At 43.1% G+C, this 23,550-nt stretch carries 24 protein-coding genes; 17 read left to right on the plus strand and 7 right to left on the minus strand.

The window, feature by feature from the left end:
• Position 1: 1 nt before the first annotated feature.
• The 4 genes from dnaB to ACYZZR_RS05550 all read left to right on the plus strand — a co-directional run bounded on the left by dnaB (position 2) and on the right by ACYZZR_RS05550 (position 7,540).
• On the plus strand, positions 2-1,564 hold the full coding sequence (dnaB, locus tag ACYZZR_RS05535) for a replicative DNA helicase (RefSeq protein WP_461533004.1): 1,563 nt from the start codon (positions 2-4) through the stop codon (positions 1,562-1,564).
• Positions 1,565-1,699: 135 nt separating this feature from the next.
• On the plus strand, positions 1,700-2,920 hold the full coding sequence (locus ACYZZR_RS05540) for an asparagine synthetase B (protein WP_461533048.1): 1,221 nt from the start codon (positions 1,700-1,702) through the stop codon (positions 2,918-2,920).
• A 553-nt stretch (positions 2,921-3,473) separates the two neighbouring features.
• Positions 3,474-6,503 (plus strand): T9SS type B sorting domain-containing protein, encoded by a 3,030-nt coding sequence (locus ACYZZR_RS05545; protein ID WP_461533005.1) that lies wholly within the window; start codon positions 3,474-3,476, stop codon positions 6,501-6,503.
• Positions 6,504-6,586: 83 nt separating this feature from the next.
• Entirely contained in the window at positions 6,587-7,540 is a 954-nt protein-coding gene (locus tag ACYZZR_RS05550) for a PorP/SprF family type IX secretion system membrane protein (RefSeq protein ID WP_461533006.1), read from the plus strand.
• A 95-nt stretch (positions 7,541-7,635) separates the two neighbouring features.
• Here ACYZZR_RS05550 and rplT read toward each other — a convergent pair whose 3' ends face one another.
• The 5 genes from rplT to ACYZZR_RS05575 form a co-directional block, all read right to left on the minus strand.
• Positions 7,636-7,980 carry a 50S ribosomal protein L20 gene (gene rplT, locus ACYZZR_RS05555; protein ID WP_112373110.1) on the minus strand — a complete coding sequence of 115 codons (345 nt, stop codon included), beginning with the start codon at positions 7,978-7,980 and terminating at the stop codon, positions 7,636-7,638.
• Between the two features lie 124 nt (positions 7,981-8,104).
• Positions 8,105-8,302, minus strand: coding sequence for a 50S ribosomal protein L35 (rpmI, locus tag ACYZZR_RS05560; RefSeq protein ID WP_072315460.1), 198 nt, complete (start codon positions 8,300-8,302; stop codon positions 8,105-8,107).
• A 28-nt stretch (positions 8,303-8,330) separates the two neighbouring features.
• The gene (gene infC, locus ACYZZR_RS05565; protein ID WP_461533049.1) at positions 8,331-8,894 is read right to left on the minus strand and encodes a translation initiation factor IF-3; all 564 of its coding nucleotides are present in this window, start codon (positions 8,892-8,894) and stop codon (positions 8,331-8,333) included.
• 43 nt (positions 8,895-8,937) lie between these two features.
• Positions 8,938-10,878 (minus strand): threonine--tRNA ligase, encoded by a 1,941-nt coding sequence (gene thrS / locus ACYZZR_RS05570; protein ID WP_461533007.1) that lies wholly within the window; start codon positions 10,876-10,878, stop codon positions 8,938-8,940.
• An 89-nt stretch (positions 10,879-10,967) separates the two neighbouring features.
• Positions 10,968-12,461, minus strand: a complete 1,494-nt coding sequence (locus ACYZZR_RS05575; protein WP_461533008.1) for a sodium:solute symporter — start codon at positions 12,459-12,461, stop codon at positions 10,968-10,970.
• An 81-nt stretch (positions 12,462-12,542) separates the two neighbouring features.
• Here ACYZZR_RS05575 and recR point away from each other — a divergent pair, with 81 nt between their 5' ends.
• The 10 genes from recR (at position 12,543) to ftsY (ending at position 19,718) form a co-directional block, all read left to right on the plus strand.
• Positions 12,543-13,160 (plus strand): recombination mediator RecR, encoded by a 618-nt coding sequence (gene recR, locus ACYZZR_RS05580; protein WP_461533009.1) that lies wholly within the window; start codon positions 12,543-12,545, stop codon positions 13,158-13,160.
• Between the two features lie 178 nt (positions 13,161-13,338).
• Positions 13,339-14,649 (plus strand): dihydrolipoamide acetyltransferase family protein, encoded by a 1,311-nt coding sequence (locus tag ACYZZR_RS05585; RefSeq protein ID WP_461533010.1) that lies wholly within the window; start codon positions 13,339-13,341, stop codon positions 14,647-14,649.
• Between the two features lie 154 nt (positions 14,650-14,803).
• Positions 14,804-15,580, plus strand: a complete 777-nt coding sequence (locus ACYZZR_RS05590; RefSeq protein WP_461533011.1) for an exonuclease domain-containing protein — start codon at positions 14,804-14,806, stop codon at positions 15,578-15,580.
• 44 nt (positions 15,581-15,624) lie between these two features.
• A complete protein-coding gene (locus ACYZZR_RS05595; RefSeq protein WP_461533012.1) occupies positions 15,625-16,233 on the plus strand; it encodes a fumarylacetoacetate hydrolase family protein in 609 nt (202 codons plus the stop codon).
• Between the two features lie 50 nt (positions 16,234-16,283).
• Entirely contained in the window at positions 16,284-16,622 is a 339-nt protein-coding gene (locus ACYZZR_RS05600; RefSeq protein WP_461533013.1) for an Hpt domain-containing protein, read from the plus strand.
• The gene (locus ACYZZR_RS05605) at positions 16,622-17,869 is read left to right on the plus strand and encodes a competence/damage-inducible protein A (protein WP_461533014.1); all 1,248 of its coding nucleotides are present in this window, start codon (positions 16,622-16,624) and stop codon (positions 17,867-17,869) included. Before ACYZZR_RS05600 ends, ACYZZR_RS05605 begins: the two co-directional genes overlap by 1 nt.
• 77 nt (positions 17,870-17,946) lie before the next feature.
• Positions 17,947-18,183 (plus strand): 50S ribosomal protein L28, encoded by a 237-nt coding sequence (rpmB, locus tag ACYZZR_RS05610; protein ID WP_461533015.1) that lies wholly within the window; start codon positions 17,947-17,949, stop codon positions 18,181-18,183.
• Positions 18,184-18,210: 27 nt separating this feature from the next.
• A complete protein-coding gene (gene rpmG / locus ACYZZR_RS05615; protein ID WP_112373121.1) occupies positions 18,211-18,393 on the plus strand; it encodes a 50S ribosomal protein L33 in 183 nt (60 codons plus the stop codon).
• A gap of 8 nt (positions 18,394-18,401) precedes the next feature.
• Positions 18,402-18,551: a DUF4295 domain-containing protein gene (locus ACYZZR_RS05620; RefSeq protein WP_461533016.1), complete on the plus strand. Its 150-nt coding sequence runs from the start codon at positions 18,402-18,404 to the stop codon at positions 18,549-18,551.
• 213 nt (positions 18,552-18,764) lie between these two features.
• Positions 18,765-19,718: a signal recognition particle-docking protein FtsY gene (gene ftsY / locus ACYZZR_RS05625; protein ID WP_461533017.1), complete on the plus strand. Its 954-nt coding sequence runs from the start codon at positions 18,765-18,767 to the stop codon at positions 19,716-19,718.
• Between the two features lie 89 nt (positions 19,719-19,807).
• Here the strand turns inward: ftsY and kdsA are convergent, their stop codons facing one another.
• Together kdsA and rlmB are read right to left on the minus strand one after the other, a co-directional pair.
• Positions 19,808-20,626: a 3-deoxy-8-phosphooctulonate synthase gene (gene kdsA, locus ACYZZR_RS05630; RefSeq protein WP_461533018.1), complete on the minus strand. Its 819-nt coding sequence runs from the start codon at positions 20,624-20,626 to the stop codon at positions 19,808-19,810.
• A gap of 36 nt (positions 20,627-20,662) precedes the next feature.
• Positions 20,663-21,406: a 23S rRNA (guanosine(2251)-2'-O)-methyltransferase RlmB gene (rlmB, locus tag ACYZZR_RS05635; RefSeq protein ID WP_461533019.1), complete on the minus strand. Its 744-nt coding sequence runs from the start codon at positions 21,404-21,406 to the stop codon at positions 20,663-20,665.
• A gap of 171 nt (positions 21,407-21,577) precedes the next feature.
• Here rlmB and idi point away from each other — a divergent pair, with 171 nt between their 5' ends.
• Genes idi through ACYZZR_RS05650 form a run of 3 tightly spaced genes read left to right on the plus strand, consistent with a single transcriptional unit; the run spans position 21,578 to position 23,535 of the window.
• Complete coding sequence (gene idi / locus ACYZZR_RS05640) at positions 21,578-22,108, plus strand: isopentenyl-diphosphate Delta-isomerase (protein ID WP_461533020.1); 531 nt, start codon at positions 21,578-21,580, stop codon at positions 22,106-22,108.
• Positions 22,105-22,515 carry a 6-pyruvoyl trahydropterin synthase family protein gene (locus ACYZZR_RS05645; protein WP_461533021.1) on the plus strand — a complete coding sequence of 137 codons (411 nt, stop codon included), beginning with the start codon at positions 22,105-22,107 and terminating at the stop codon, positions 22,513-22,515. Before idi ends, ACYZZR_RS05645 begins: the two co-directional genes overlap by 4 nt.
• A 48-nt stretch (positions 22,516-22,563) precedes the next feature.
• Positions 22,564-23,535, plus strand: coding sequence for a type I phosphomannose isomerase catalytic subunit (locus ACYZZR_RS05650; RefSeq protein WP_461533022.1), 972 nt, complete (start codon positions 22,564-22,566; stop codon positions 23,533-23,535).
• Positions 23,536-23,550 lie beyond the last annotated feature (15 nt).

Raw genomic sequence — 23,550 nt, forward strand, 5'->3', positions numbered from 1 at the left:
TATGGAAAAAACAGGCTCTGTATCGGGAATCAAAATAGGGAAAGCATTAGAGTTTTCGGGAAAGACAAACGTTATCCCATTGGAAAAGGGAAGGATACCTCCTCAAGCTGTAGACCTTGAAGAGGCAGTGCTTGGTGCAATGATGATCGACAAGAAGGGGGTCGATGAGGTGATAGATATGTTACACCCCGATGCCTTTTACAGAGATTCACACCGACTGATCTACGAAGCTATTGTCAAACTGTTTGAGAATACCGAACCCATAGATCTGCTCACCGTTTCCGCTCAGTTAAAAAAGGACGGAACACACGAGAGCGCCGGTGGAGATTATTACCTTATCCAGCTCACCCAAAAAGTATCTTCTTCAGCGCATATCGAATTTCACGCTCGAATCATACTTCAGAAGTTTATTCAGCGCAGTCTTATCAAGATTTCTGCGGAGATTATAGAAGAAGCCTACGACGAGACTACCGATGTATTCGACTTGCTCGACAGTGCTGAGGCTAAATTGTACGAGGTGACTCAGGGCAACATAAAGAAATCCTCTGAGAGTGCACAAAGTCTCGTTATGCAGGCTAAGAAAAAGATAGAGGAGATATCGAATAAAGAAGGCTTGAGCGGAATTCCTTCCGGTTTTGACAAACTCGATAAACTTACGTCGGGTTGGCAGCCCAGCGACCTGATTATCGTTGCTGCCCGACCAGGTATGGGAAAAACGGCACTCACTTTATCTATGGCACGCAATATCTCGGTGAATTCCAACATCCCCGTCGCTTTTTTCTCGCTCGAAATGTCGTCTGTACAACTCATTACCCGTCTGATATCTTCAGAAACCGGTTTGTCTTCTGAAAAGCTGCGTACCGGTAAATTGGAAAAACACGAGTGGGAACAGCTCAATGTAAAGGTAAAGGCCCTGGAAAAGGCTCCGTTGTTTATAGATGATACCCCTTCGCTTTCGATCTTCGACCTTCGAGCCAAGGCCAGAAGACTGGCGTCTCAGCACGGAATCAAGTTGATCATTATAGACTACCTTCAGTTGATGACTGCTGGAGGTTCTCAAAAAGGGGGAAATAGAGAACAGGAGATTTCAACTATATCGCGTAACCTCAAGGCATTGGCAAAAGAACTGAACGTACCGGTGATAGCACTCTCTCAGTTGTCGCGAGCCGTTGAGACCAGAGGAGGAAGTAAGCGCCCCTTGCTCTCAGACCTCAGGGAATCAGGAGCTATTGAGCAGGATGCGGATATAGTGTCGTTTATCTATAGACCTGAATACTACAAGATCGATGAATGGGATGACGAAGAACGTTCGCCAACCGAAGGGCAGGGAGAATTTATCGTAGCCAAGCACCGTAATGGTGGTCTGGACAATATCCGCTTGAAGTTTATTGGACATCTCGGTAAATTTGACAACCTCGACGATTTCGATTCTCCTTTTGAATTCCAGTCCAAAATGAACGATGCTGACGACAATGGCTTTAATCCCGGAGCTTTCCCTTCTGCGGAAGATGCTTTTGGAAGTTCGATAAACGACGCACCCGGAGATGATGATGTTCCGTTCTGATAGACTGTAAGGTAAAAGATTATTAACCCATTGGAAAAAGTTTAAACGAGTTCGTTAACTTTGAGAAAAGTTTTGAATATGAATTTTGACCAATGGCTGAAAAAGGGCGTTTTCATCGTACTGCTGTGCAGTGGAATGTATTCTGCCTATGCGGCTCACGTGCTTATTCCAATGGATGCCGATTTGCAGAAAGACCATCTCAAGGCCTATGGTATAGCCTATTGGAGTCTGTCTAAAAACGTCAAAGTACAGTGGTTGCTCAATTACAGAGGAGGGGCTTTTCTACTACCTGAATCTGAGGAGTTGAGAAAAGAATGTACCATACGAGGTGTTTCTTACGAATTGCTTTCCGACAGTGAAGCTGTCAATATTCTGAATGAGATAAGTAGTCCTGCAAAAAATCAGAATGCAGTGGTGTTGGAAAAGGCACCTAAAATCGTGGTCTATTCGCCCAAAGACAATCCGCCTTGGGACGATGCGGTAACCATGGTGCTTACCTATGCAGAGATACCCTACGACTTAGTGTATGACGAAGAAGTTCTGGCCGACAAATTGCCGATGTACGATTGGCTTCATCTACACCATGAGGATTTTACGGGACAGTACGGAAAGTTTTACAGAGCCTATAAAATGGCTCCTTGGTATATTCAACAAAAAAAGGAAGAAGAAGAACGTGCAAAGCGATTGGGATATAGCAAGGTTTCCGACTCCAAACTCGCCGTAGCACTTAAGATACGCGATTTTGTGGTCGGTGGGGGCTTTATGTTTGCCATGTGCTCGGCTACCGATAGTTTTGATATAGCTCTTTCGGCAGAAGGAGTGGATATATGTGAGCCTATGTTTGACGGAGACCCTTCTACACCCAACTATCAGTCGAAGATCGATTACAACAAAACCTTTGCCTTTACTGGCTTTACTTTAGAACGCAACCCAGACGTCTATGAGTTCTCGTCTATAGATATGACGGAAAAGCGGAGGGTTGCCAAAGAAGTAGACTACTTTACACTGATGGAGTTTTCGGCCAAGTGGGATCCGGTGCCTACTATGTTATGCCAAAATCACACCGCACTGGTAAAAGGGTTTATGGGACAAACAACCAGTTTTAATCGAACGGAAATCAAGTCGAATGTATTGATATTGGGAGAAAATAAGGCCAATGGTGAAGCGAGGTATATTCACGGTGTAAAAGGGAAAGGCTTTTTTACATTTTACGGAGGGCACGATCCGGAAGACTATCAGCACAGGGTGGGCGACCCTAAAACCGAACTCGAACTGCACCCAAACTCTCCGGGATACCGACTCATACTCAACAATATTCTTTTCCCGGCCGCAAAAAGGAAAAAACAGAAAACCTGATGGGTTTGTGTTGTTTTTTAATCCGAAACCTCCGATATCACAATAAGATTATTAGGAATAATACGTGTTGATACTTTCGGATATTTTTACTTTTGGCAACTGTATTCACCAAAAAGCCTTACTTTTGGTGAATAAGACGTATTCTATGATAGAAAGAGTTATTCCGTGGAAGATTTCCGATAGGTTGTTCAAAGGGAAAACCATTCTTGTCTAGGAGCTACGGACTAAAATTGTATCTTATTTCTCTGTATTTGAGATTACTTCTTCTTACTGTATTCCGTACTATACCGATATTTATTCCATTTGGTTACATTCTCAACATATTTAATGGGAAAGGTGTTTTTTTATATGCACTACCTGTCTTTGATTTGTGTATATTTGATTTTTTGTGATTATAGTTGATATATATTTAAAATCAGCAGTCGCAGAATAGCAATAACATAATACTCTTGAAGTAGGTGCAGACCACATACTTCAAATCCCAGTACCGATTTCCAGAGAAACGGCCCCTGAGAAACCCGATCTATTCGGGGATAACAACAAAAGTTGAAATATGAAGCAGAATACTGTGTTTGGGGCTGTCTTTTTTATCGTGGCCTTTCTGTTGACTTCCGCGCTTCAGGCTCAGGTACTAAAGCAGTTTAATGAGCAATATAAGGAAAAGGTAAGGGGAAATATGACCATGATTGCCAATGGTATATTAAACAGATATGTAGAGGGAGGAGCATCTCCCGAAACTCCTTATAGTGGTACTACCTTCAACGACAATCTGGATATGCGTTATATCGATATTGACGATGACCAGTTTACTTTTAGTTCCAGCAGTGCTACACTTTCTATTGTAGATAGTGACGGATGCTATAGTATTAAGTATGCCGCCCTGTACTGGTCTGGTATTTACCCTTTTGAAAACCAAGAGCAGACTGGTGTAAGACATGCGATAGAAGAAGTGAAACTCAAGCTCCCCGGAGAGTCGGTCTACAGAGATATCACGGCGAAGGAAGTGGTTTTTGACGGGAAAGATTCAGATAGATCTAATGTGAGATTGAGAAGCCCTTATGCCTGCTATGCCGATATTACGGATCTTTTAGGAAATCTTCCCAATGTAGAAGGAGAGTATACCGTAGCCAATGTACACGCGGCAGAAGGGAAGTATAGTGGAGCCAGTACTATTTTTGGTACAGGTACCTCAGCGGGCTGGACCATCTTCGTAGTCTATGAAGATCAGTCGCTTCCGGCTCGTTTTATCACTACTTTCGATGGGTTTTCTTGGGTACAGTCTAGCGTGCCGTCTGTCAATGTTCCTATTTCAGGGTTCAGTACCAATCCTACCGGTCCGGTTAGGGTAGATTTGATGACCATTGCACTCGAAGGGGATCAAAATGCTGCGGGAGATAGTTTTTATCTAAATTCCGATCGCGGGAGTTTCCGGATTAGCGATGAGGTCAGTGCTGCAAATAATTATTTTAACAGCAAAATATCCAAAAACGGTCAGAAGTTAACCGATCGAATTCCCAATAGCGAGAATACCTTGGGTTATGATTCTAAAATTATATCTACAGTAGACCTCCTCAATAATAATGAAACTGAAGCCACGATGAGGTTTACCACTAATCAAGACTCTTATTTTCCCTTTTTTGTAGCCTTTAGTGCAGAGATTTACGAGCCGGATATACGAATGATGACATCGGTTCGAGATGCTTCAGGAGCTAATCTTTCCGACCAGGAGGTGGCTATGGGATCTAAAATATACTATCACATAGAATTTGAAAATGCCGGAAACGACCACGCTCGTGATTTTACGATAAGAGACCTGCTTCCGGTAACAGTCAATAAGGATGTGCAGGTGGAGTCGACCAGTGAGGGGATTAGTTACCAGTACGATCAGGAAAGTGGCGAATTGTTGTTTAGCATAGCCGATAACGATGGAGAGTTTAAGGTGGGAGCACAAGGTAGTATTGTTATTTCGGTAAGTGTAGCGACGGACTGTAATAAATTTACAGCAGCCTGTTCTCATATTGTAAAGAACCAGGCTTTTGCCACCTATACGGGTGTGGAGAGCGGAATTGTTCAGGAGGATGCCAGTTTTAGTGGAGTGGATGGATGTAATATAGGCAGAGAAGAGTCGGTGAATTTTCTGGTCAACACGGCTCATTGTATTTATGAAAGGGACGAGGTGTTACAATGTCTGCAAATGGAACTCGTTGCCGGAGAAGGCTTTTCTGCCTATACCTGGAAAGACAACACGGGACAAGTGATTGGGAATACGAGAACCATTACGATAGATGAACCGGGGGTTTATACCGTTTTTAAGGAGTTGGAAGAAGGTTCATTGTGTTTTGATATGGAGGAGAATATTACCGTAACCGGGGTAGGAGGTGCAGCTGTTCTGAGTGACATACGGCTTATAGATCGTACTGATGTATTGTGCAATGGTGAGGCTACAGGAAGTATTACAGTACAGGCTAGCGGTGGTTTGGGAGAGTTGCGTTATGGCATAGCAGGGAAGGGAGTGTTCCAAACCTCTGGAGTATTCAATAATCTCGAAGCGGGAATTTATACGGTAATAGTAAGAGATGAAAGGGAGTGTGAACTGAGTGTGGATGTTGAGATCTCCCAGCCCGATGCAATAAGTGTGCAGTTACAGGAGCAGAATGTTGATCAAGAAGTCTGTGTAGGCGACCGCGATGCCCGAGTGTTGATTGATATTTCGGGAGGAACACCGCCTTATGCTACCAGTCTTAATTACAAGGATAATTTTGTGGATAATCAATTTGAATTTTTCGGACTTTCGGGAGAAGAGCATAATGTAATCTATATCAGAGATGCCGTCGGTTGTGAGTACGCATACGAAATTCCACTTGCCAATCCGGTGAATATAATGCCTGTAGTGGATATCAGCTATGAATGTGAAGGTGCATATACGTCGAATAGGGTTGTTGTAGAAGTAAATCCCGAAGTGTCAGGACAGGTGATGTACAGCCTGGATGGGGCACCTTTACAAATGGGAAACAGCTATTCAAACCTCGGTTCGGGAGAGCATGTGATAGAGGTTACCCATGCCAACGGATGTGTACAGGGAGTGTCGTTTATAATAGAGGATATAGCGCCACTAGAGCTCCGTCTTGAAGTGAACGAACTGAACGAAATTACAGCTGTGGCTTCCGGAGGTAGGGGAACTTATCGCTATGAGGTGAATGGGAATAGTTTGGGAGAAGTGAATACTTACCGCATATATCAGTCTGCAAATTATACGGTATCTGTAACTGATGCCAAGGGTTGTACACTCTCTTCAACTATAGCGATGGATTTTGTGGATATAGAGATTCCGAAGGTGTTTACACCTAATGGCGATGGATATCAAGACAGTTGGACGATAAAGAATATCGAAGCATACCCCGGCATGAAGGTCATTATATACGACCGCTATGGAAGAGAGCTCGTAAAACTCCCTCCGGGTGCGGGATGGGATGGGGTTTACAAGGGTAGTCTCCTGCCTACAGGCGATTACTGGTATACCCTAAAACTGAACAATGAGAAAGATAACAGAGAATTTGTAGGCCACTTCACACTGTATAGATAAATTGTGAAAGGAGGTAGGAACAATATTGAAAGGAGTGCAGCTATCAGGAGATGAAAAACCTTTGTATTCCAAAAAGGAAGCCGATGAAAATAAGATTAGGTTTACTCGCTATTTTTTGCACGGCGAAATTTTATGCCCAAGAGCTCTCACTTCCGGTATATACCCAATATCTGGGGGACAGTGAGTTCCTGATATCACCTGCCTATGCCGGGATGGGGGAATATATCAAACTAAGAGCCAATGGCGTTGCACAGTGGGTGGGCATAGAAGATGCTCCGGCCACACAGTCGCTGGCAGGGGATGTGCGGTTGGGAATGCGATCGGGAGTTGGAATTATGTTCTTTAACGACAAAAACGGTTATACTCGCCAGTATGGAGGGCGACTTTCTTATGCTCATCACCTCACTCTCGATACCTATGAGAACCATTTTCTGTCGTTTTCCCTCTCTTATAATTTCAACCAGTTTAAGATTGATGTTTCAGAATTCGATCCTTCCGATCCTGGTATTCATGGCGATCATCTGGTAAACAATCACAATTTTGATATAGGTGTGCTGTATCGCTACAGGAAATTTTACCTGAGCTTCAATGTCGCTAATCTCTTAAACAAGCCTACGGACCAGTTTACTGTAATGAGTTCGGGAATTTATAGAAATTACTCTGTGTATACCGGGTATCGCTTTAGAAAGCACAAGAGAAGTGAGTTTGAAATAGAACCTTCACTTTATTTTCAGCTCTTTGAACACGACGGTCGATCGAGTACCGACCTCAGTATCAAATTTCGGAAATACGATTTTGAGGACTATTACTGGGCGGGTATTTCGTATCGCTTTCTGAACGATCAGCTGTTGAATCCGCTCAATATCGGACCTATGGCAGGGGTTAAAATAAGCAATTTTTATGCGGCCTATTCTTATCAGGTGGCTCTTAATTCGATAATGAGCTACAATGGCGGAACGCATATGATTACACTGGGAGTGGATATTTTTCAGGGAATAGGTGAGTGTAAATGTACTCACAATACCGGGGGATGGTGAGTTGGTGATGGGAGAGGATTAGTGTAGAAGGCAAAAAAAATCCGGCCTTTTTCAAGACCGGATTAAATAAGCGAAATATATCTTGTTAATAACGTTTACTTTACTTTGTCTACAACAGCCTTGAAAGCCTCTGGGTGGTTCATAGCCAGGTCCGCGAGTACCTTTCGGTTTAGCTCGATATCATTGGCTTTGAGCTTACCCATAAACTGGGAGTAGGAGAGTCCGTGCAATCTGGCACCTGCATTGATACGGGTAATCCAAAGTGCTCTAAATGTTCTCTTTTTGTTCCTGCGGTCTCTGTATGCATAGAGCATAGCTTTTTCAACCGCATTCTTGGCAACAGTCCAAACGTTTTTACGTCTTCCGTAGTAGCCTTTTGCCTGCTTCATAATTTTTTTTCTGCGGGCTCTTGAGGCTACTGAATTTACTGATCTTGGCATAATCTTTTGTTTTTTGTAGCAGGCGATTCACACTTAAAAACGATAAATTCGCAATGGTGAATTCTTTAATAATTGGCCTGACTCCAGGGTTGTACAATACTATAAAACCGGAACAAGCGCTTAATTACTTAAGACGCAATTGTTCTTTAATGCTGTTAACGTCGTTGTCGTGTACCAAGGTACTGTGCGTTAACGCGAGCTTACGCTTTTTACTCTTTTTAGTCAGAATGTGACTTTTAAAAGCGTGCTTTCTCTTAATTTTACCAGAACCTGTAAGCTTAAAACGCTTCTTAGCACTGGATTTGGTTTTCATTTTAGGCATAATTTCCTAATTATTATGATTACTTCGCTTATTTCTTAACTTTCTTGGGAGCGATAAACATAGTCATTCGCTTACCTTCCAACTTTGGCATCTGTTCTACTTTTCCGTACTCTTCCAAATCCTGAGCCAAGCGGAGCAGCAATATCTCTCCCTGATCTTTGTACACTATAGAGCGTCCTTTAAAAAAGACATAAGCCTTTAGTTTGGCTCCGTCTTTGAGGAATTTCTCGCCGTGCTTCTTTTTAAACTCGTAGTCGTGTTCGTCGGTTTGCGGGCCGAAACGTATTTCTTTGACTACAATCTTGGCAGCCTTTGCCTTTAAAACTTTTTCCCTCTTCTTTTGTTCGTAGAGGAACTTCTTGTAGTCCATGATCTTACAGACAGGGGGGACTGCTTTAGGCGAAATTTCCACCAGATCTAGTTCTAGTTCTTCGGCTTTAGACAGTGCTTCCCTAGTGGGGTATACCCCGGTTTCTACGTTGTCGCCTACCAGACGAACCTCCGGCACTCGGATGTCCCGATTGGTTCTGTGCGGGTTCTTGTCCTCTCTCTGGGGCGGACGATTTCTGTTAAATCTTCTTTTAATTGCTATGGCTTACAAATTTTTAATTAAACTTCTCTGTTGCTGACCTTGCTTAAAACTGCTTTAAAGTTCGGTTTATCTCTTCTTGCACTATTTTTGCAAATGCCTCTACACTGATACTTCCTAGATCTTCTCCTCCGTGTTTTCTAACGGAAATAGTACCTTCCTTCTCCTCATTCTCACCTACGATAAGCATATAGGGAATTTTTTTCATCTCTGCTTCCCTAATCTTCTTACCTATGGTTTCACTTCGGTTATCGGCTAGGGCGCGAATTTCGTAATTTTCTAATGAATTTAAAACTTTTTCGGTATATTTTTCGTATTTCTCACTGATAGAGAGAATAATAGCTTGCTCGGGCATTAGCCACAAGGGGAAGTTTCCGGCAGTGTGCTCTAAAAGGATGGCTACAAATCTCTCCATACTGCCAAAAGGGGCTCTGTGTATCATTACAGGTCGGTGCATTTCGTTATCGCTACCCTTGTAGGTCAGATCAAAACGCTCCGGAAGGTTGTAATCCACTTGTATGGTGCCTAACTGCCAGTTTCTGCCTAGTGCATCTTTTACCATAAAGTCGAGCTTAGGACCGTAGAATGCCGCTTCTCCTGTTTCTATAACGTAATTGAGTCCTTTTTCTTTTGCGGCATTGATAATGGCGTTTTCTGCTTTTTCCCAGTTTTCGTCACTTCCGATATACTTTTCTGGAGTTTCGGGGTCGCGAAGGGATACCTGAGCGGTAAAGTTTTCAAATCCGAGCGATCCGAATACGTAGAGTACCAGGTCTATGACGTTTTTAAACTCTTGGTCTAGCTGATCGGGGGTACAGAAAATATGTGCATCGTCTTGTGTGAATCCCCTAACTCGAGTGAGTCCGTGTAGCTCACCACTCTGTTCATATCGGTATACCGTGCCAAACTCGGCATAGCGTTTTGGCAGTTCTCTGTAACTCCACGGCCTTACATTGAATATCTCACAGTGATGCGGACAGTTCATCGGTTTTAGCAAAAACTCCTCTCCTTCGTGAGGTGTGTGTATAGGCTGAAAGCTGTCTGCGCCGTATTTGGCGTAGTGTCCGGAGGTTACATAGAGTTCTTTTTGACCGATATGAGGAGAGACGACCTGTTCGTATCCTGCTTTTTTCTGTGCTTTTTTCAGGAAATTTTCCAGACGTTCGCGCAATGCAGCTCCTTTGGGAAGCCAGAGGGGAAGTCCTTGTCCTACTTTGTTTGAAAAGGCGAAGAGTTCCAACTCTTTTCCGAGTTTTCGGTGATCTCGTTTTTTGGCTTCTTCAAGCAACTGAAGGTATTCGGTGAGCTCCTTCTGTTTTGGGAAAGAGATACCGTATATTCTGGTGAGCTGAGTGTTGTTTTCGTCACCTCGCCAATAAGCTCCGGCTGTATTGAGCAGTTTTACAGCCTTAATAATTCCGGTATTGGGGATATGTCCGCCCCGACACAAATCGGTAAAGGTGTCGTGGTCGCAAAAGGTGATAGTGCCATCTTCAAGATTTTCTATCAGCTCTAGCTTGTATTCGTTGTTTTGTTTTTTATAGTATTCTAGAGCTTCGGCTTTAGTGACCGACCTCATATTGTAATTGTGTTTTCCTCTGGCAATCTCGAGCATTTTTTTCTCGATATCCGGGAAGTCTTTTTCCGAAATGGTGTGGTCGCCCGGATCTATATCGTAGTAAAAACCGTGATCTATAGCCGGACCAATAGTCAGTTTCACACCTGGGTAGAGCTCTTCTAATGCTTGAGCGAGTACGTGGGCAGTGGAGTGCCAGAATGCTTTTTTGCCTTCGTCGTTGTTCCAAGTGTACAATACGAGATTACCGTTTGAGGTAAGCGGAGTTGCCGTTTCTATCGTGGTGCCGTTAAAGCTTGCAGATATCACATTTCGCGCCAATCCTTCACTGATACTTTTGGCAACATCCATAGGAGTAGTGTTTTTGGGATACTCCTTAACAGACCCGTCGGGTAAGGTAATCTCGATCATTGAATTCCAGTTTTTAGGGTGCAAAGATAAGCGTAACTGCCGAAGCGTGCAATACACAGAGGTGTTTTAAGTGATACAGACAATGGTTTTTACATTACTTGTGTTTCGGGTAAATTGTTTTGTTTTTCTTCTTGAGATCTTCTGCTTGTGTCCAACAAGAGAAGTAGTCCGAAAAAGGTGATGGCGCCATTGAGGATGAGGATAAAGAAACCAAAGTCGAATCCAAATCGCTCTGCGACTGCATCTGAGATAAAATAAGACAGCACGGGAGCAGCAATGGCCACAAGGGGCACCCATTTGTCTTTTACATTCCAGCGGGTAAACAATCCGAATGTGTATAGCCCTAATAGTGGTCCGTAGGTGTATCCGGCAAAGACGAAGAGTTTTGCGATAACGCTTTCGTCTTTGATAACGTATTTGAATATCACAATGACCAGTATGAGCACAGCGGAGATGAGTATGTGTACCCTTTTTCTGATGCTGACCTGCTTTTGTTTGTCTTTGTGTTTTTCAATATTTAGTATATCTACGCTGAAAGAGGTTGTGAGTGAGGTGAGGGCACTATCGGCGCTGCTGTATGCTGCAGCGATCAATCCGATGAGAAAGGTGACAAATATCCAAGGACCGAGATGGTCTTTGGCTAGAACAGGAAAGAGCTCGTCTCCGCGGGCGTCTACCCCATTTTTTCTGGCGTATATTGTAAGCAGTAGTCCGAGAACCATAAAAAAGAAGTTGACCATAATGAGTACCACTGTAAACCAGAACATATTTTTTTGTGCGTCCTTAAGACTTCGACAAGTGAGGTTTTTTTGCATCATATCCTGATCCAGTCCGGTCATGACGATGGCGATAAAGGCTCCTGAAAAAAACTGTTTCCAAAAGTAGTCAGCACTTTTGTAATCATCGAAAAAGAATATCTGTGAGAGCTCGCTTTCCGAAACGTAGGAGATGAGCCCCTTTTCTGAAATACCCAAATCGCCATACACAGAAAGCAGGGCTACACCAACAGCGATAAGCATAAACAGCGTCTGAAGCGTATCGGTCCACACTATGGTTTTTATACCCGATTTAAAGGTGTACAGCCAGATAAGTAGTATAGCCATAGTGACTGTAGCCCAGAAAGGGATACCCAATTCGTCAAACAATATAACCTGTAAAACATTGGCGATGAGGAATAGTCTGAAGCTGGAACCTATAATTCTCGAAATAAGGAAAAAGGAGGCTCCTGTCTTGTAGCTGTAATCGCCAAATCGCTCGCCGAGGTAGGTGTATATGGAGGTCAGATTGAGTCGATAATACAGTGGTAGGAGTACGGTGCCTATCACCAGATATCCGAGGATATAGCCGAATACCACCTGCATATAACTGAACTGGGAGGCCTCGACCCATCCCGGAACTGAGATAAAAGTGACCCCACTCAGGGATGCTCCTATCATTCCGAAGGCTACAACATACCAAGGTGACTGTCTTTTGGCTTTGAAAAAGGTGTCGTTGTCGTTGTCATCTGTTCCGGTGAAGTATGAAATCAGAATGAGAAGTCCGAAGTAAGCAGCTATGATTAAGAGGATATAAGCGGGTTGCATAAGGTGAAATTTTAAGGAGACCAAAATACAAAACTTAAACAGTACCCTAATATCTGTTGCGAATTTTTTACTTTTGTGCTTATGGAATTCTCTTCAGGCTTATTGGAAAATGCGGTCAGGGAAATGTCTCAGCTTCCGGGTATAGGAAAGCGCACAGCCCTGCGATTGGTACTTCATTTGCTGCGACAACCCTCGGAGCAAACGGAGCGTCTCACTTATGCTCTTAGGAGTTTGAGGGATGAGGTGAAGTACTGTTCCAATTGTCACAATATTTCGGACAGCGACCTGTGTGAGATATGTGCCAATCCGAAAAGAGACAGCTCGTTGGTGTGTGTGGTAGAAGATATTCGCGATGTGATGGCGATTGAAAACACAAGTCAGTACCGCGGGCACTATCACGTATTGGGAGGCAAAATATCTCCTATGGATGGTGTTGGACCTAATAATCTGACTATTTCCTCGTTGGTAGATAAGGTGAAGGAAGGAAAGGTAAAAGAAGTTATTTTTGCCTTGAGCTCTACCATGGAGGGGGATACTACTAATTTTTATATTTATCGGCAGATAGAGGCTTATGGGGTGACGACCTCCACTATAGCGAGGGGTATTGCTGTAGGGGATGAACTGGAATATGCCGACGAAGTGACACTGGGTAGAAGTATACTGAATCGCATCCCTTTTGAGAATTCGCTAAAACGTTGAAAGTGGTAAATGGAGAGCCAATATCTTGAAAGAAGAAGCTGAGGATTTCGATTTTTTAAACATCGAAATTTGATGATTTGACGATTGAGGGCTATTTTTTCGAGGTTAGAATACTTTTTTTTCAATGAAATACGTTTTTTTTAATTAATTTCGCAACAATAAATTTTAAATCGGTACTATGGCAAAATTTGAACTCAAGTTGCCCAAAATGGGTGAAAGTGTCGCTGAGGCAACGATTACTTCGTGGTTGAAGGAGGTAGGAGACCGTATAGAGATGGATGAAGCTGTTTTGGAAATAGCTACCGACAAGGTCGATTCTGAGGTGCCTAGCGAGGTAGAAGGGGTGTTGGTAGAGCAGTGTTTTGGAGTAGATGAGGTAGTTCAAGTAGGGCAAACCATAGCGATTATAGAAACAGAAGGAGGAGACGTAGCGAGCAGTGAAGAAGTTGAGACGGTTGATGAGGGTTCTGTGACTGAAGTAGAAAAAGCTGTAGAAACTGCAAAAGCTTCAGTGTCTGTAGTAGCTCCCGGAACCTCAAACCTGCCAACTTCGGGGAGGTTTTATTCTCCTTTAGTAAGGAATATAGCCCGGGAAGAAGGGATATCTTTTGAGGAACTCGAAAAAATATCCGGTACTGGAAAAGACGGAAGGGTGACTAAAAGCGATATGCTGAGCTATATCGAAAACAGGACAGCGGCTCCGACAAAAGAAAAATCGGCACCACAGAAGGCGGTGGCGGCAGTCTCTACTGCTGTGAGCTTGACGAATACGGCTACCGGAGAGGATGAAATCATAGAAATGGATAGGATGCGAAAACTTATTTCGCACCATATGATACAAAGTGTGCAAACTTCGGCCCACGTTCAGAGTTTTGTGGAGGTCGATGTGACCAATGTTGTAAACTGGCGCAACAGAACTAAGGTGGCATTTGAAAAACAAGAAGGAGAAAAGCTCACTTTTACTCCTATTTTTATGGAGGCGATAGCCAAGGCCTTACGCGATTATCCGATGATGAATATCTCGGTGGATGGAGACAAGATTATCAAAAAGAAAAATATCAATCTCGGTATGGCTACAGCTTTGCCGAGTGGTAACCTCATAGTTCCGGTAATTCGGAACGCCGATCAGCTGAACTTGGTGGGGCTGGCCCGACAAGTAAACGATCTTGCCCGAAGAGCGAGAGAGAATAAACTGAAGCCCGATGAGGTTCAGGATGGAACTTATACGGTGACTAATGTGGGTACCTTTGGCAGTATTATGGGAACACCGATTATCAATCAGCCGCAAGTGGGTATATTGGCATTGGGAGCTATAAGAAAAGTGCCGGCAGTTATCGAAACCCCCGAAGGAGATTTTATAGGAATAAGACATAGAATGTTCTTGTCTCACAGTTACGATCACAGGGTGGTAGACGGCGCTCTCGGCGGAATGTTTGTAAAGCGTGTTGCCGAGTATCTCGAAGCTTGGGACACGGATAGAACAGTGTAGAGGAGTAATGGTATAGACGAACAGATGCATATACCCGAAAAAGCAATATTAGCACTCTTAGATTTATTGGAAAAAAGCCCCGGCATTGTCCGGGGTTTTCTTTTACAATTTTTATCTTTACCGATATTTATACACAGAAATTTTTATCGTATTCATGGAACTTAAACTCACCAGACCCATCTGTTTTTTCGACCTGGAAACCACAGGTACTGATGTGGCAAAAGATCGTATTGTAGAAATATCGGTACTCAAAGTATACCCCAATGGAAATAAAGAGAGCAGAACTTGGCTGGTTAATCCCGGAGTTCCAATACCTCCCCACTCTTCGGCTATTCACGGGATTACCGACGATAAGGTAGCTGGAGAACCGCTTTTTAAGGATTTGTCTAAAGAGGTTTACAATATGATAAAAGACAGCGATTTGGCAGGGTATAATTCCAATCGTTTCGATATTCCTCTACTCGCAGAAGAGATGCTGCGTGCAGGAGTAGACTTCGATATGAAAAACAGATTTGCCGTAGATGTGCAAACTGTTTTTCACCAGATGGAAAAAAGGACGCTCGAAGCAGCTTACAAATTTTATTGCGACAAGACCCTAGAAAATGCACATTCTGCAGAAGCCGATACTACAGCTACCTACGAAGTGCTTAAGGCACAGTTGGATCGCTATGATGAATTGCAAAACGACATCGCTTTTCTCTCTGAATTTACAACCCGTAAGCAAACTGCAGATTTTGCGGGCTATATAGTGTATAACGAAAATAAGGAAGAGGTTTTTGGTTTCGGAAAACACAAAGGCAAATTGGTGGAGGAAGTCTTGGAAAAAGAACCCGGATACTTCGGCTGGTTGCTCAATGCCGATTTTCCCCTGTACACCAAAAAAGTGCTCACAGGAATAAAACTTCGCAAGCTAAACAACAAATTGTCTTGAGAAGATCAAACCGCAACCATAAATCACAAACTACAAACTAAACCATGAAAACTATATGTGTAGGGCGAAATTATACCGAACATATTGAAGAGTTGGCTAATGAAAGGCCACAGAATCCGGTATTGTTTATGAAGCCAGATACGGCTCTTTTAAGGGAGAGGGATTTTTATATTCCAGAATTCAGCAAGGAAGTGCATTACGAAGTGGAAGTACTCGTCAAGATAGGAAAAGTAGGGAAGTATATAGACGCCCGTTTTGCGCATAAGTATTACGACGAGGTGGGGCTTGGGTTGGATTTTACCGCCAGAGATCTTCAGAGTAGGCTGAAGGAGAAAGGTTTGCCGTGGGAAATAGCAAAGGGTTTCGACGGTTCTATGGTAGTGGGTAAATGGTATCCCAAAGAGCGTTTTAAAGATCTGAATGATATCCGTTTCCGATTAGAGAAGAACGGGGAGGTAGTTCAGCTGGGGCATACCGCTCTTATGTTGTGGAAAATAAACGAACTTATCGCCTATATATCGCAGTATTTCACCTTGAAAAAGGGAGATGTTATTTTTACCGGAACTCCCTCTGGGGTAGGACCGGTAACGGCTGGAGATCGTCTGGAAGGCTTTCTTGAAGACGAAATGTCTTTTTCTCTCGGGATAAAATAAAGCAATTTCAATACTGGTGAAATGAAGGGCGATGCCCGATCTTTTAGGATATGATGTATAATCTGGAAAAACTACAAGAGCTGTCAGAGGGAGATCAGGAGTTTATAAACTCGATTGTCACTGTTTTTGTAGACGATACTCCTGCCGATCTCGCGGACTTGAAGCTGGCGGTGGCGTCGGGAGACTTTGAGGAGATATACCGGAAAGCGCACAAGATAAAACCCAACCTCGATCTGTTGGGGATGGAAGAAGGAATAGAGTTGATTCTCGAAATTGAGAAGGACGCCAAGAATAGCGCCCCTCTTTCGGCTATAGAAGAGAAGACTGAGCGCGTTGGCAAAGTGATAGAAGAGACGATAAAAAAATTAATCGCTGATTTCGGAAACTGATGCAAGCTGAAATAATAACTATAGGCGATGAGCTGCTGATAGGGCAGGTAGTGGATACCAATGCCACTTTTGTTGCAGGTGAACTCAATAGTATTGGAATTTCTGTATGTCAGATTACCTCTGTGCAAGACGAGGAACAGCACATATTAACCACCTTGAAGGAAGCCGGAGAGAGAGCGGATATTATTGTGATTACAGGAGGTCTAGGGCCTACCAAAGACGATATTACCAAACGCACCTTATGTCGCTTTTTTGAAGATAGCCTGGTTCAGAATAAGGAGGTATTAAGGCATATAGAAGAATTGTTTAAAGGACGTGTGAACGGTGAGTTATCCGAATTAAACCGCAGTCAGGCTCTAGTGCCTTCGAGAGCTGAGGTATTGACAAACCGCTTTGGAACCGCTCCCGGAATGTGGATGGAGAAGGCTGGTAAAGTCTATATTTTTCTGCCCGGAGTGCCTCTGGAAATGGAGGCGCTTGTAAGGGATGAGGTGTTGCCTAGATTGCAAGATGCTTTCGAACGCCCATTTATACTACATCGCACCCTTATCACCTATGGTATGGGGGAAAGTGATATTGCCAATATGTTGGAAGCTTGGGAAGATGCACTTCCCGACTTTGTGAAACTGGCCTATCTTCCGGATATAGGAAAGGTTCGATTGCGACTCACCGCCAAAGGAAGTGATAGAGAACAGATAGAGGCAGTTGTAGACCAGAAGTTGAAAGAACTATACGCTATACTTGGCGATGTGATTTTCGATGTGGAACAGGGGCAACCATTGGAAATACTGCTCAAACGATTGCTGACTGAAAAAGGGAATACCCTAGCTTTGGCGGAGAGTTGTACCGGTGGGCGAATCGCTGCACAGCTGACCTCCGTTCCGGGAGCTTCGGCTTATTTTAAAGGAGGAATAGTGAGTTATGCCACCGAGCTCAAGAAGGATATACTCGGCATACCATCTTCTCTTATCGATAAGTACAGCGTAGTCAGTGAAGAAGTAGCATGTGCCATGGCAAAGAGCATTCGCAAGTTGCTAAAAACCGACTATGCCTTAGCGACTACAGGAAATGCAGGTCCTTCAAAGGGAGAATCCGACGCTGCTGTTGGAACGGCCTTTATAGGACTAGCTACTCCAGAACGAGTGTATGCCCAAAAATTTAACTTCGGAAACCACCGGGAGAAAGTTGTGAACAGAGCTGTGACCAAGGCTTTGGAAATACTCGGAAAAGAAATTTTAAAAAATTGATTGGTCTCTCTTGTCCGTCACTAAAAAAATTCGTTAATTTGCACCCTGTTTTAAATAAACACAAAAGTATAGAAGAAATGTCAAGAGTTTGTGAGCTTACCGGAAAAAAGGCAATGGTGGGAAACAATGTTTCTCACGCTATGAATAAGACGAAGCGTAAATTCGATATCAACCTTACCAAAAAACGCTTTTACATTCCAGAAGAAGATCGTTGGATTACGCTGAAGATATCTACCGCTGCGTTGAAAAACATCAACAAGAAAGGAATTTCAGCCGTGCTGAAAGAAGCCAGAGCTAAAGGATATTACAAATAATCGTTTTTTTAAGAAAAGCATAGAGAGATGGCAAAGAAAGGTAATAGAATACAGGTAATATTGGAGTGCACTGAGCACAAGGAGTCTGGTATGCCTGGAACGTCGAGATATATAACAACCAAGAACAAGAAGAATACGCCCGATAGGTTGGAGATTAAGAAATTCAACCCTATCTTGAAGCGAATGACTGTTCACAAAGAAATAAAATAATCTGAGTCATGGCAAAGAAGACCGTAGCAACCTTACAGACCAAGTCTAAGAGACTGACTAAGGCCATTAAGATGGTGAAATCTCCTAAAACAGGAGCTTATACTTTTGTGGAATCAGTTATGGATCCTACACAGGTCAATGACTGGTTAAACAAATAATAGAAAAGATCACAATACTTTTATATATTAGCTACTTCCAAATTGGAAGTAGCTTTTTGTTTTTTGTTCCCCTTAAACTTTTTGGCTTCAATCTAAAAAGTTTAAGCGAGTTCTTTATCTTTGATGGGAAAAGTCGTTAAATATTTTTCTGGTAGCTGATATTGTAACACAGCATTACAGTATCAAAGTATATCAACTCAATAGTCTTATTAAATGAATTTGTTTAAGAAAATATTCTCCTCAGAGAAAAAAGAAACCCTAGATAAGGGATTGGAGAAGACCAAGACCAGTTTTTTCAGCAAGTTGAGTAAGGCCGTAGCGGGCAAGTCGAAGGTAGATGACGAAGTTCTCGACAATCTGGAAGAGGTATTGGTGAGCAGTGATGTTGGCGTAAATACAACCTTGAAAATTATAGAGCGCATAGAAGAGCGAGTTTCTAAAGACAAATATCTCGGGACCGACGAACTCAATCGTATTTTACGTGAAGAAATAGCTGGTTTGCTCTCCGAAACCAATATAGGTGAAGCCACCGATTTTTCTATTCCTTCAGACAAAAAACCTTATGTGATTATGGTGGTTGGGGTAAATGGCGTAGGTAAAACTACTACCATAGGTAAGCTCGCCTATCAATTTAAGAAGCAGGGTAAAAAAGTAGTGCTGGGAGCTGCAGATACTTTCCGTGCAGCAGCAATCGACCAGTTGCAGGTATGGGCAGATCGGGTAGAGGTGCCTATTGTAAAGCAACAGATGGGAAGCGACCCGGCCTCCGTGGCTTTCGATACCCTTAAGTCTGCCGTAAACCAGGATGCCGATGTGGTGATTATCGATACAGCTGGAAGGCTGCACAATAAGGTCAACCTGATGAATGAGCTCACCAAGGTTAAACGAGTGATGCAAAAAGTGGTAGACGACGCTCCTCACGATGTTCTTCTTGTACTCGACGGATCTACCGGACAAAATGCATTTGAACAAGCGAAACAGTTTACAAAAGCTACTGAGGTGACTTCACTTGCCGTGACCAAACTAGATGGTACCGCCAAAGGAGGAGTGGTTATCGGTATATCCGATCAGTTTCGCATCCCGGTAAAGTATATCGGCGTAGGTGAGGGGATAGAAGATTTACAGGTGTTTAACAAATACGAGTTTGTAGATTCTTTCTTTAAGTAAAAGTCTCCTCGGTTAAAATTTTAGCACAAAGAGATGACGATAGGAGTCGACGCTGAGATTTTTTGATCCGTATCCGCTGACCAAAAAGCCTACAGCCCGTTTATCGTTTTTCTGATACTTACTAAATTGGTCATCAGTTTTTCCAAGTGATCCAGGTGAAGCATATTGGCTCCGTCGCTTTTGGCATTGGCAGGATCGAAATGTGTTTCTAGGAAAATTCCGTCTACATTGTTAACCACACCTGCTCGAGCTATGGTTTCTATCATGTCGGGTCTTCCACCTGTAACCCCACTGCTTTGGTTGGGTTGTTGTAGTGAGTGAGTCACATCCAATACCACTGGTGCATACTGTCGCATAGTGGGTATGCCTCGGAAGTCGACTATCATATCTTGATAACCAAACATGGTACCTCTATCGGTAATTACTACCTGTTCGTTTTGGCAATCCAATACTTTTTGTACAGCGTGCTGCATACTTTCGGGACTCATAAACTGTCCCTTTTTGAGGTTTACTGTTTTTCCCGTCTTTGCTGCGGCAACCACGAGGTCGGTTTGGCGTACAAGAAATGCAGGGATCTGCAGTACATCGACGTATTCGGCAGCCTTGGCGGCATCTTCTACTTCGTGAATATCAGTAACTGTAGGTATGTGAAAAGTCTCAGAAACCTTGTGTAGTATTTTGAGCGCTTTTTCGTCGCCAATACCAGTAAAACTGTCTATACGGCTTCGGTTGGCCTTTTTAAAACTCCCTTTAAAAACATAGGGTATCTGCAGCTTGTCGGTAATGCCGACTACTTTTTCTGCAATGCGAAGCGCCATATCTTCTCCTTCGATGGCACAGGGGCCGGCGAGGAGAAAGAAATTTCCGGAGGCGGTGTGTTTTATCTGAGGGATGGCATTGATGTTCATAAGTACGATTTTAAAAGTGTTGTCGCAATGTCAAATTTACAGTTTATTTTGCCTTTGTCTGACCGTTTCGTATAAAAATACTCCACAGGCTACCGATACATTGAGAGAGCCTATATTGCCATACATAGGAAGTTTAGCCTTGTGGTCTACAACTTTGAGGATGGAGGGAGATATTCCCTTGTCTTCGGCTCCCATAACGATGGCTGTGGGTTGCGATAAAGGAGTGTCGTATACAGAGGTCTCTGTTTTTTCGGTAGCCGCTATTACCTGTATCCCCGATGCTTGTAGGTAATATACAGCGTCTTTTATATGGGACACTTTACACAGTGGAACATTAAAAACAGCTCCGGCCGAAGTTTTTACAGTGTCTGCCGTAACCGGAGCACCACCTTTATTTGGGACGATGATGCCGTGTACTCCTGTGCATTCGGCGGTGCGTATAATGGCTCCGAAATTCCTTACGTCAGATACCTGGTCGAGGAGCAGAAAAAGAGGAGTGTCTCCCGATTCTATCGTCTGCAGAACAAGATTTTCAAGCTCATAAAATTCTACAGGAGATATGTGAGCCACTACTCCTTGATGGTTTTTGTTGCCAAAGCGATTGAGTTTTTCAACGGGAACAAACGACATATTGATTTGTTCTCGTCGCAACAGTGTTTCCAATTCGGTGAACAACGGACCTCTAAGTCCTTTCTGAAGGAATACTTTGTCTATTGATTTGCCGGCATTTACAGCTTCTATTACTGCCCTGATGCCAAATATCTGATGGTCTTTTTGCATAGGTGCAAAGGTAGGAAAAAGAAGTTGTGGTTGTGTATTCCCGCTGCAAATCTAAAAGAGCTCTTAATTCGTTATGACAGCTGGATGGGGTTTTGTATTTTTGAATTCCACTCAGAGAAGGAGGTGAAAACCCTCTTGTCTGAGAAAGTGTCAACGGATAAAAGTACAGCTATGCGAGAAGAACGAGTGATTCTGGTTAATGAAAATGACGAGCCTCTAGGGCTTATGCCAAAAATGGAAGCCCATGAAAAGGGATTGTTACACCGCGCCTTTTCCGTATTTGTGATGAACGACAAAGGGCAGACCATGATGCAGCAAAGAGCGGAAGGAAAATACCATTCGCCGGGACTGTGGACCAATACCTGTTGTAGCCACCAAAGAGAAGGCGAGAGCTCAGTAGAAGCCGGAAAGCGAAGATTGGTAGAAGAGATGGGGTTTACTACCGAATTGGAAGAGGTGTTCTCGTTTATATACAAAGCTCCGTTCGACAACGGACTTACCGAACACGAATACGACCATGTATTGGTGGGAAAATACGAGGGAACTCCTCGTCTCAACCCTGATGAGGTAGCAAACTGGAAGTGGGTGTACCCCGAAGAGGTGAGGAGAGATATGGAAGCCCACCCCGAACGGTATACGGCTTGGTTTAGGATTATATTTGGAAAATTTTACGATCACCTAATGCAAAATGTACCGCTATGAGGGTTAAAGTAAGCCGGAGGGCACATTTTAATGCTGCTCATAAATTGTATAATTCAAACTGGACAGCGAAAAAAAATGAAGAAGTATTTGGCAAGTGCAGCAGTCCAAATTATCACGGACACAATTACGAACTCGTTGTAAGTGTTACCGGAGAAATTGATGAGGAAACAGGTTTTGTAATAGATATTAAGGTGCTCAAAGATCTTATAGCCGATAAGATAGAGACAGCTTTCGACCATAAAAACCTCAATCTCGATGTGCCCGATTTTGCCAATTTGAACCCTACGGCCGAGAATATTGCTGTGGTAATTTGGAACAAATTGAGGCCTTCTATAAAAAAAGAACACGATTTGGAGGTTGTTTTATACGAAACAGCCCGAAATTTTGTCACCTATTCTGGCGGGTAGTAAAATCTCGAAGAAAAAATCAAGGTATTATATTTAACCATTTAAATTATGGAATCTTATCCTATAAAGTTTATTCCCATTCTCAAGGAGCGTCTTTGGGGAGGTACCAAATTGCGCGACGAATTCAAAAAGGAGATTGAAAGTGAGATTACAGGAGAGAGTTGGGAGCTCTCTGCTGTAGAAGGAGATGTGTCTGTAGTGATGAATGGGGTGTATAAAGATAAAAGCTTGCAGCAGCTGATTGATACCTACAAAGGAGAATTGCTAGGAGAACAGGTCTACAAACGGTTTGGTGCAGAATTTCCTATTCTCATCAAATTTATCGATGCCAAACAAGACCTGTCTATACAGTTGCACCCCAATGACGAGCTGGCTCGCAAGCGTCACAATTCCTTTGGGAAAACGGAGATGTGGTATATTGTACAGGCCGATGAAGGAGCTGAGCTTATCGTGGGTTTTAACAGAGATGTGAGCCGTGAAGTATACACCACTCACCTAAACAACAATACACTTTCGGAAATTCTAAATTATGAGAAAATAGAGTCGGGAGATACCTTTTTTATCAATACTGGAAAGGTACACGCCATTGGGGCAGGGGTATTGCTGGCCGAAATACAGCAAACATCCGACATTACCTACCGCATATACGATTTTAATCGGAGAGATAAAGAAGGAAAACTGAGAGAACTACATACCGAATTGGCTTTAGACGCTATAGATTACGCGCAAAAAGACGATTTTAAGGTAAACTATACCCGAGAGAAGAACGTGTCGAACAAAATGGTACACTGCCCGTATTTCAACACCGATTATATGGAAGTAGAAGGACATTTGGAGCACGATTTGTCTCAAAGAGATTCCTTTACCATCTATATGTGTGTAGGGGGGAAGACTACAGTAGTTGCGGGAGGAGTGAGTGAACAGATGAACAAAGGAGAGACCATCCTTATTCCAGCAAGTGTCGATAAAGTAGAAATTATTGCCGAAGGAGCTAAACTTCTCGAGGTATTTATCGGATAGGATAGATTAATTTGA

Origin of the sequence: Sinomicrobium sp. (genome assembly GCA_029266035.1) — a bacterium.
Lineage (GTDB): Bacteria > Bacteroidota > Bacteroidia > Flavobacteriales > Flavobacteriaceae > Sinomicrobium.

Coding starts and splice junctions, on each gene's coding strand:
- dnaB (WP_461533004.1), top strand. CDS start 2: ATGGAAAAAACAGGCTCTGTATCGGGAATCAAAATAGGGAAAGCATTA.
- ftsY (WP_461533017.1), top strand. CDS start 18,765: ATGAATTTGTTTAAGAAAATATTCTCCTCAGAGAAAAAAGAAACCCTA.
- rpmG (WP_112373121.1), top strand. CDS start 18,211: ATGGCAAAGAAAGGTAATAGAATACAGGTAATATTGGAGTGCACTGAG.
- idi (WP_461533020.1), top strand. CDS start 21,578: ATGCGAGAAGAACGAGTGATTCTGGTTAATGAAAATGACGAGCCTCTA.
- rpmI (WP_072315460.1), bottom strand. CDS start 8,302: ATGCCTAAAATGAAAACCAAATCCAGTGCTAAGAAGCGTTTTAAGCTT.
- ACYZZR_RS05600 (WP_461533013.1), top strand. CDS start 16,284: ATGATGTATAATCTGGAAAAACTACAAGAGCTGTCAGAGGGAGATCAG.
- rlmB (WP_461533019.1), bottom strand. CDS start 21,406: ATGCAAAAAGACCATCAGATATTTGGCATCAGGGCAGTAATAGAAGCT.
- thrS (WP_461533007.1), bottom strand. CDS start 10,878: ATGATCGAGATTACCTTACCCGACGGGTCTGTTAAGGAGTATCCCAAA.
- ACYZZR_RS05650 (WP_461533022.1), top strand. CDS start 22,564: ATGGAATCTTATCCTATAAAGTTTATTCCCATTCTCAAGGAGCGTCTT.
- rplT (WP_112373110.1), bottom strand. CDS start 7,980: ATGCCAAGATCAGTAAATTCAGTAGCCTCAAGAGCCCGCAGAAAAAAA.
- ACYZZR_RS05620 (WP_461533016.1), top strand. CDS start 18,402: ATGGCAAAGAAGACCGTAGCAACCTTACAGACCAAGTCTAAGAGACTG.
- ACYZZR_RS05540 (WP_461533048.1), top strand. CDS start 1,700: ATGTATTCTGCCTATGCGGCTCACGTGCTTATTCCAATGGATGCCGAT.
- ACYZZR_RS05590 (WP_461533011.1), top strand. CDS start 14,804: ATGGAACTTAAACTCACCAGACCCATCTGTTTTTTCGACCTGGAAACC.
- recR (WP_461533009.1), top strand. CDS start 12,543: ATGGAATTCTCTTCAGGCTTATTGGAAAATGCGGTCAGGGAAATGTCT.
- kdsA (WP_461533018.1), bottom strand. CDS start 20,626: ATGAACATCAATGCCATCCCTCAGATAAAACACACCGCCTCCGGAAAT.
- rpmB (WP_461533015.1), top strand. CDS start 17,947: ATGTCAAGAGTTTGTGAGCTTACCGGAAAAAAGGCAATGGTGGGAAAC.
- ACYZZR_RS05545 (WP_461533005.1), top strand. CDS start 3,474: ATGAAGCAGAATACTGTGTTTGGGGCTGTCTTTTTTATCGTGGCCTTT.
- ACYZZR_RS05645 (WP_461533021.1), top strand. CDS start 22,105: ATGAGGGTTAAAGTAAGCCGGAGGGCACATTTTAATGCTGCTCATAAA.
- ACYZZR_RS05575 (WP_461533008.1), bottom strand. CDS start 12,461: ATGCAACCCGCTTATATCCTCTTAATCATAGCTGCTTACTTCGGACTT.
- ACYZZR_RS05550 (WP_461533006.1), top strand. CDS start 6,587: ATGAAAATAAGATTAGGTTTACTCGCTATTTTTTGCACGGCGAAATTT.
- ACYZZR_RS05585 (WP_461533010.1), top strand. CDS start 13,339: ATGGCAAAATTTGAACTCAAGTTGCCCAAAATGGGTGAAAGTGTCGCT.
- ACYZZR_RS05595 (WP_461533012.1), top strand. CDS start 15,625: ATGAAAACTATATGTGTAGGGCGAAATTATACCGAACATATTGAAGAG.
- ACYZZR_RS05605 (WP_461533014.1), top strand. CDS start 16,622: ATGCAAGCTGAAATAATAACTATAGGCGATGAGCTGCTGATAGGGCAG.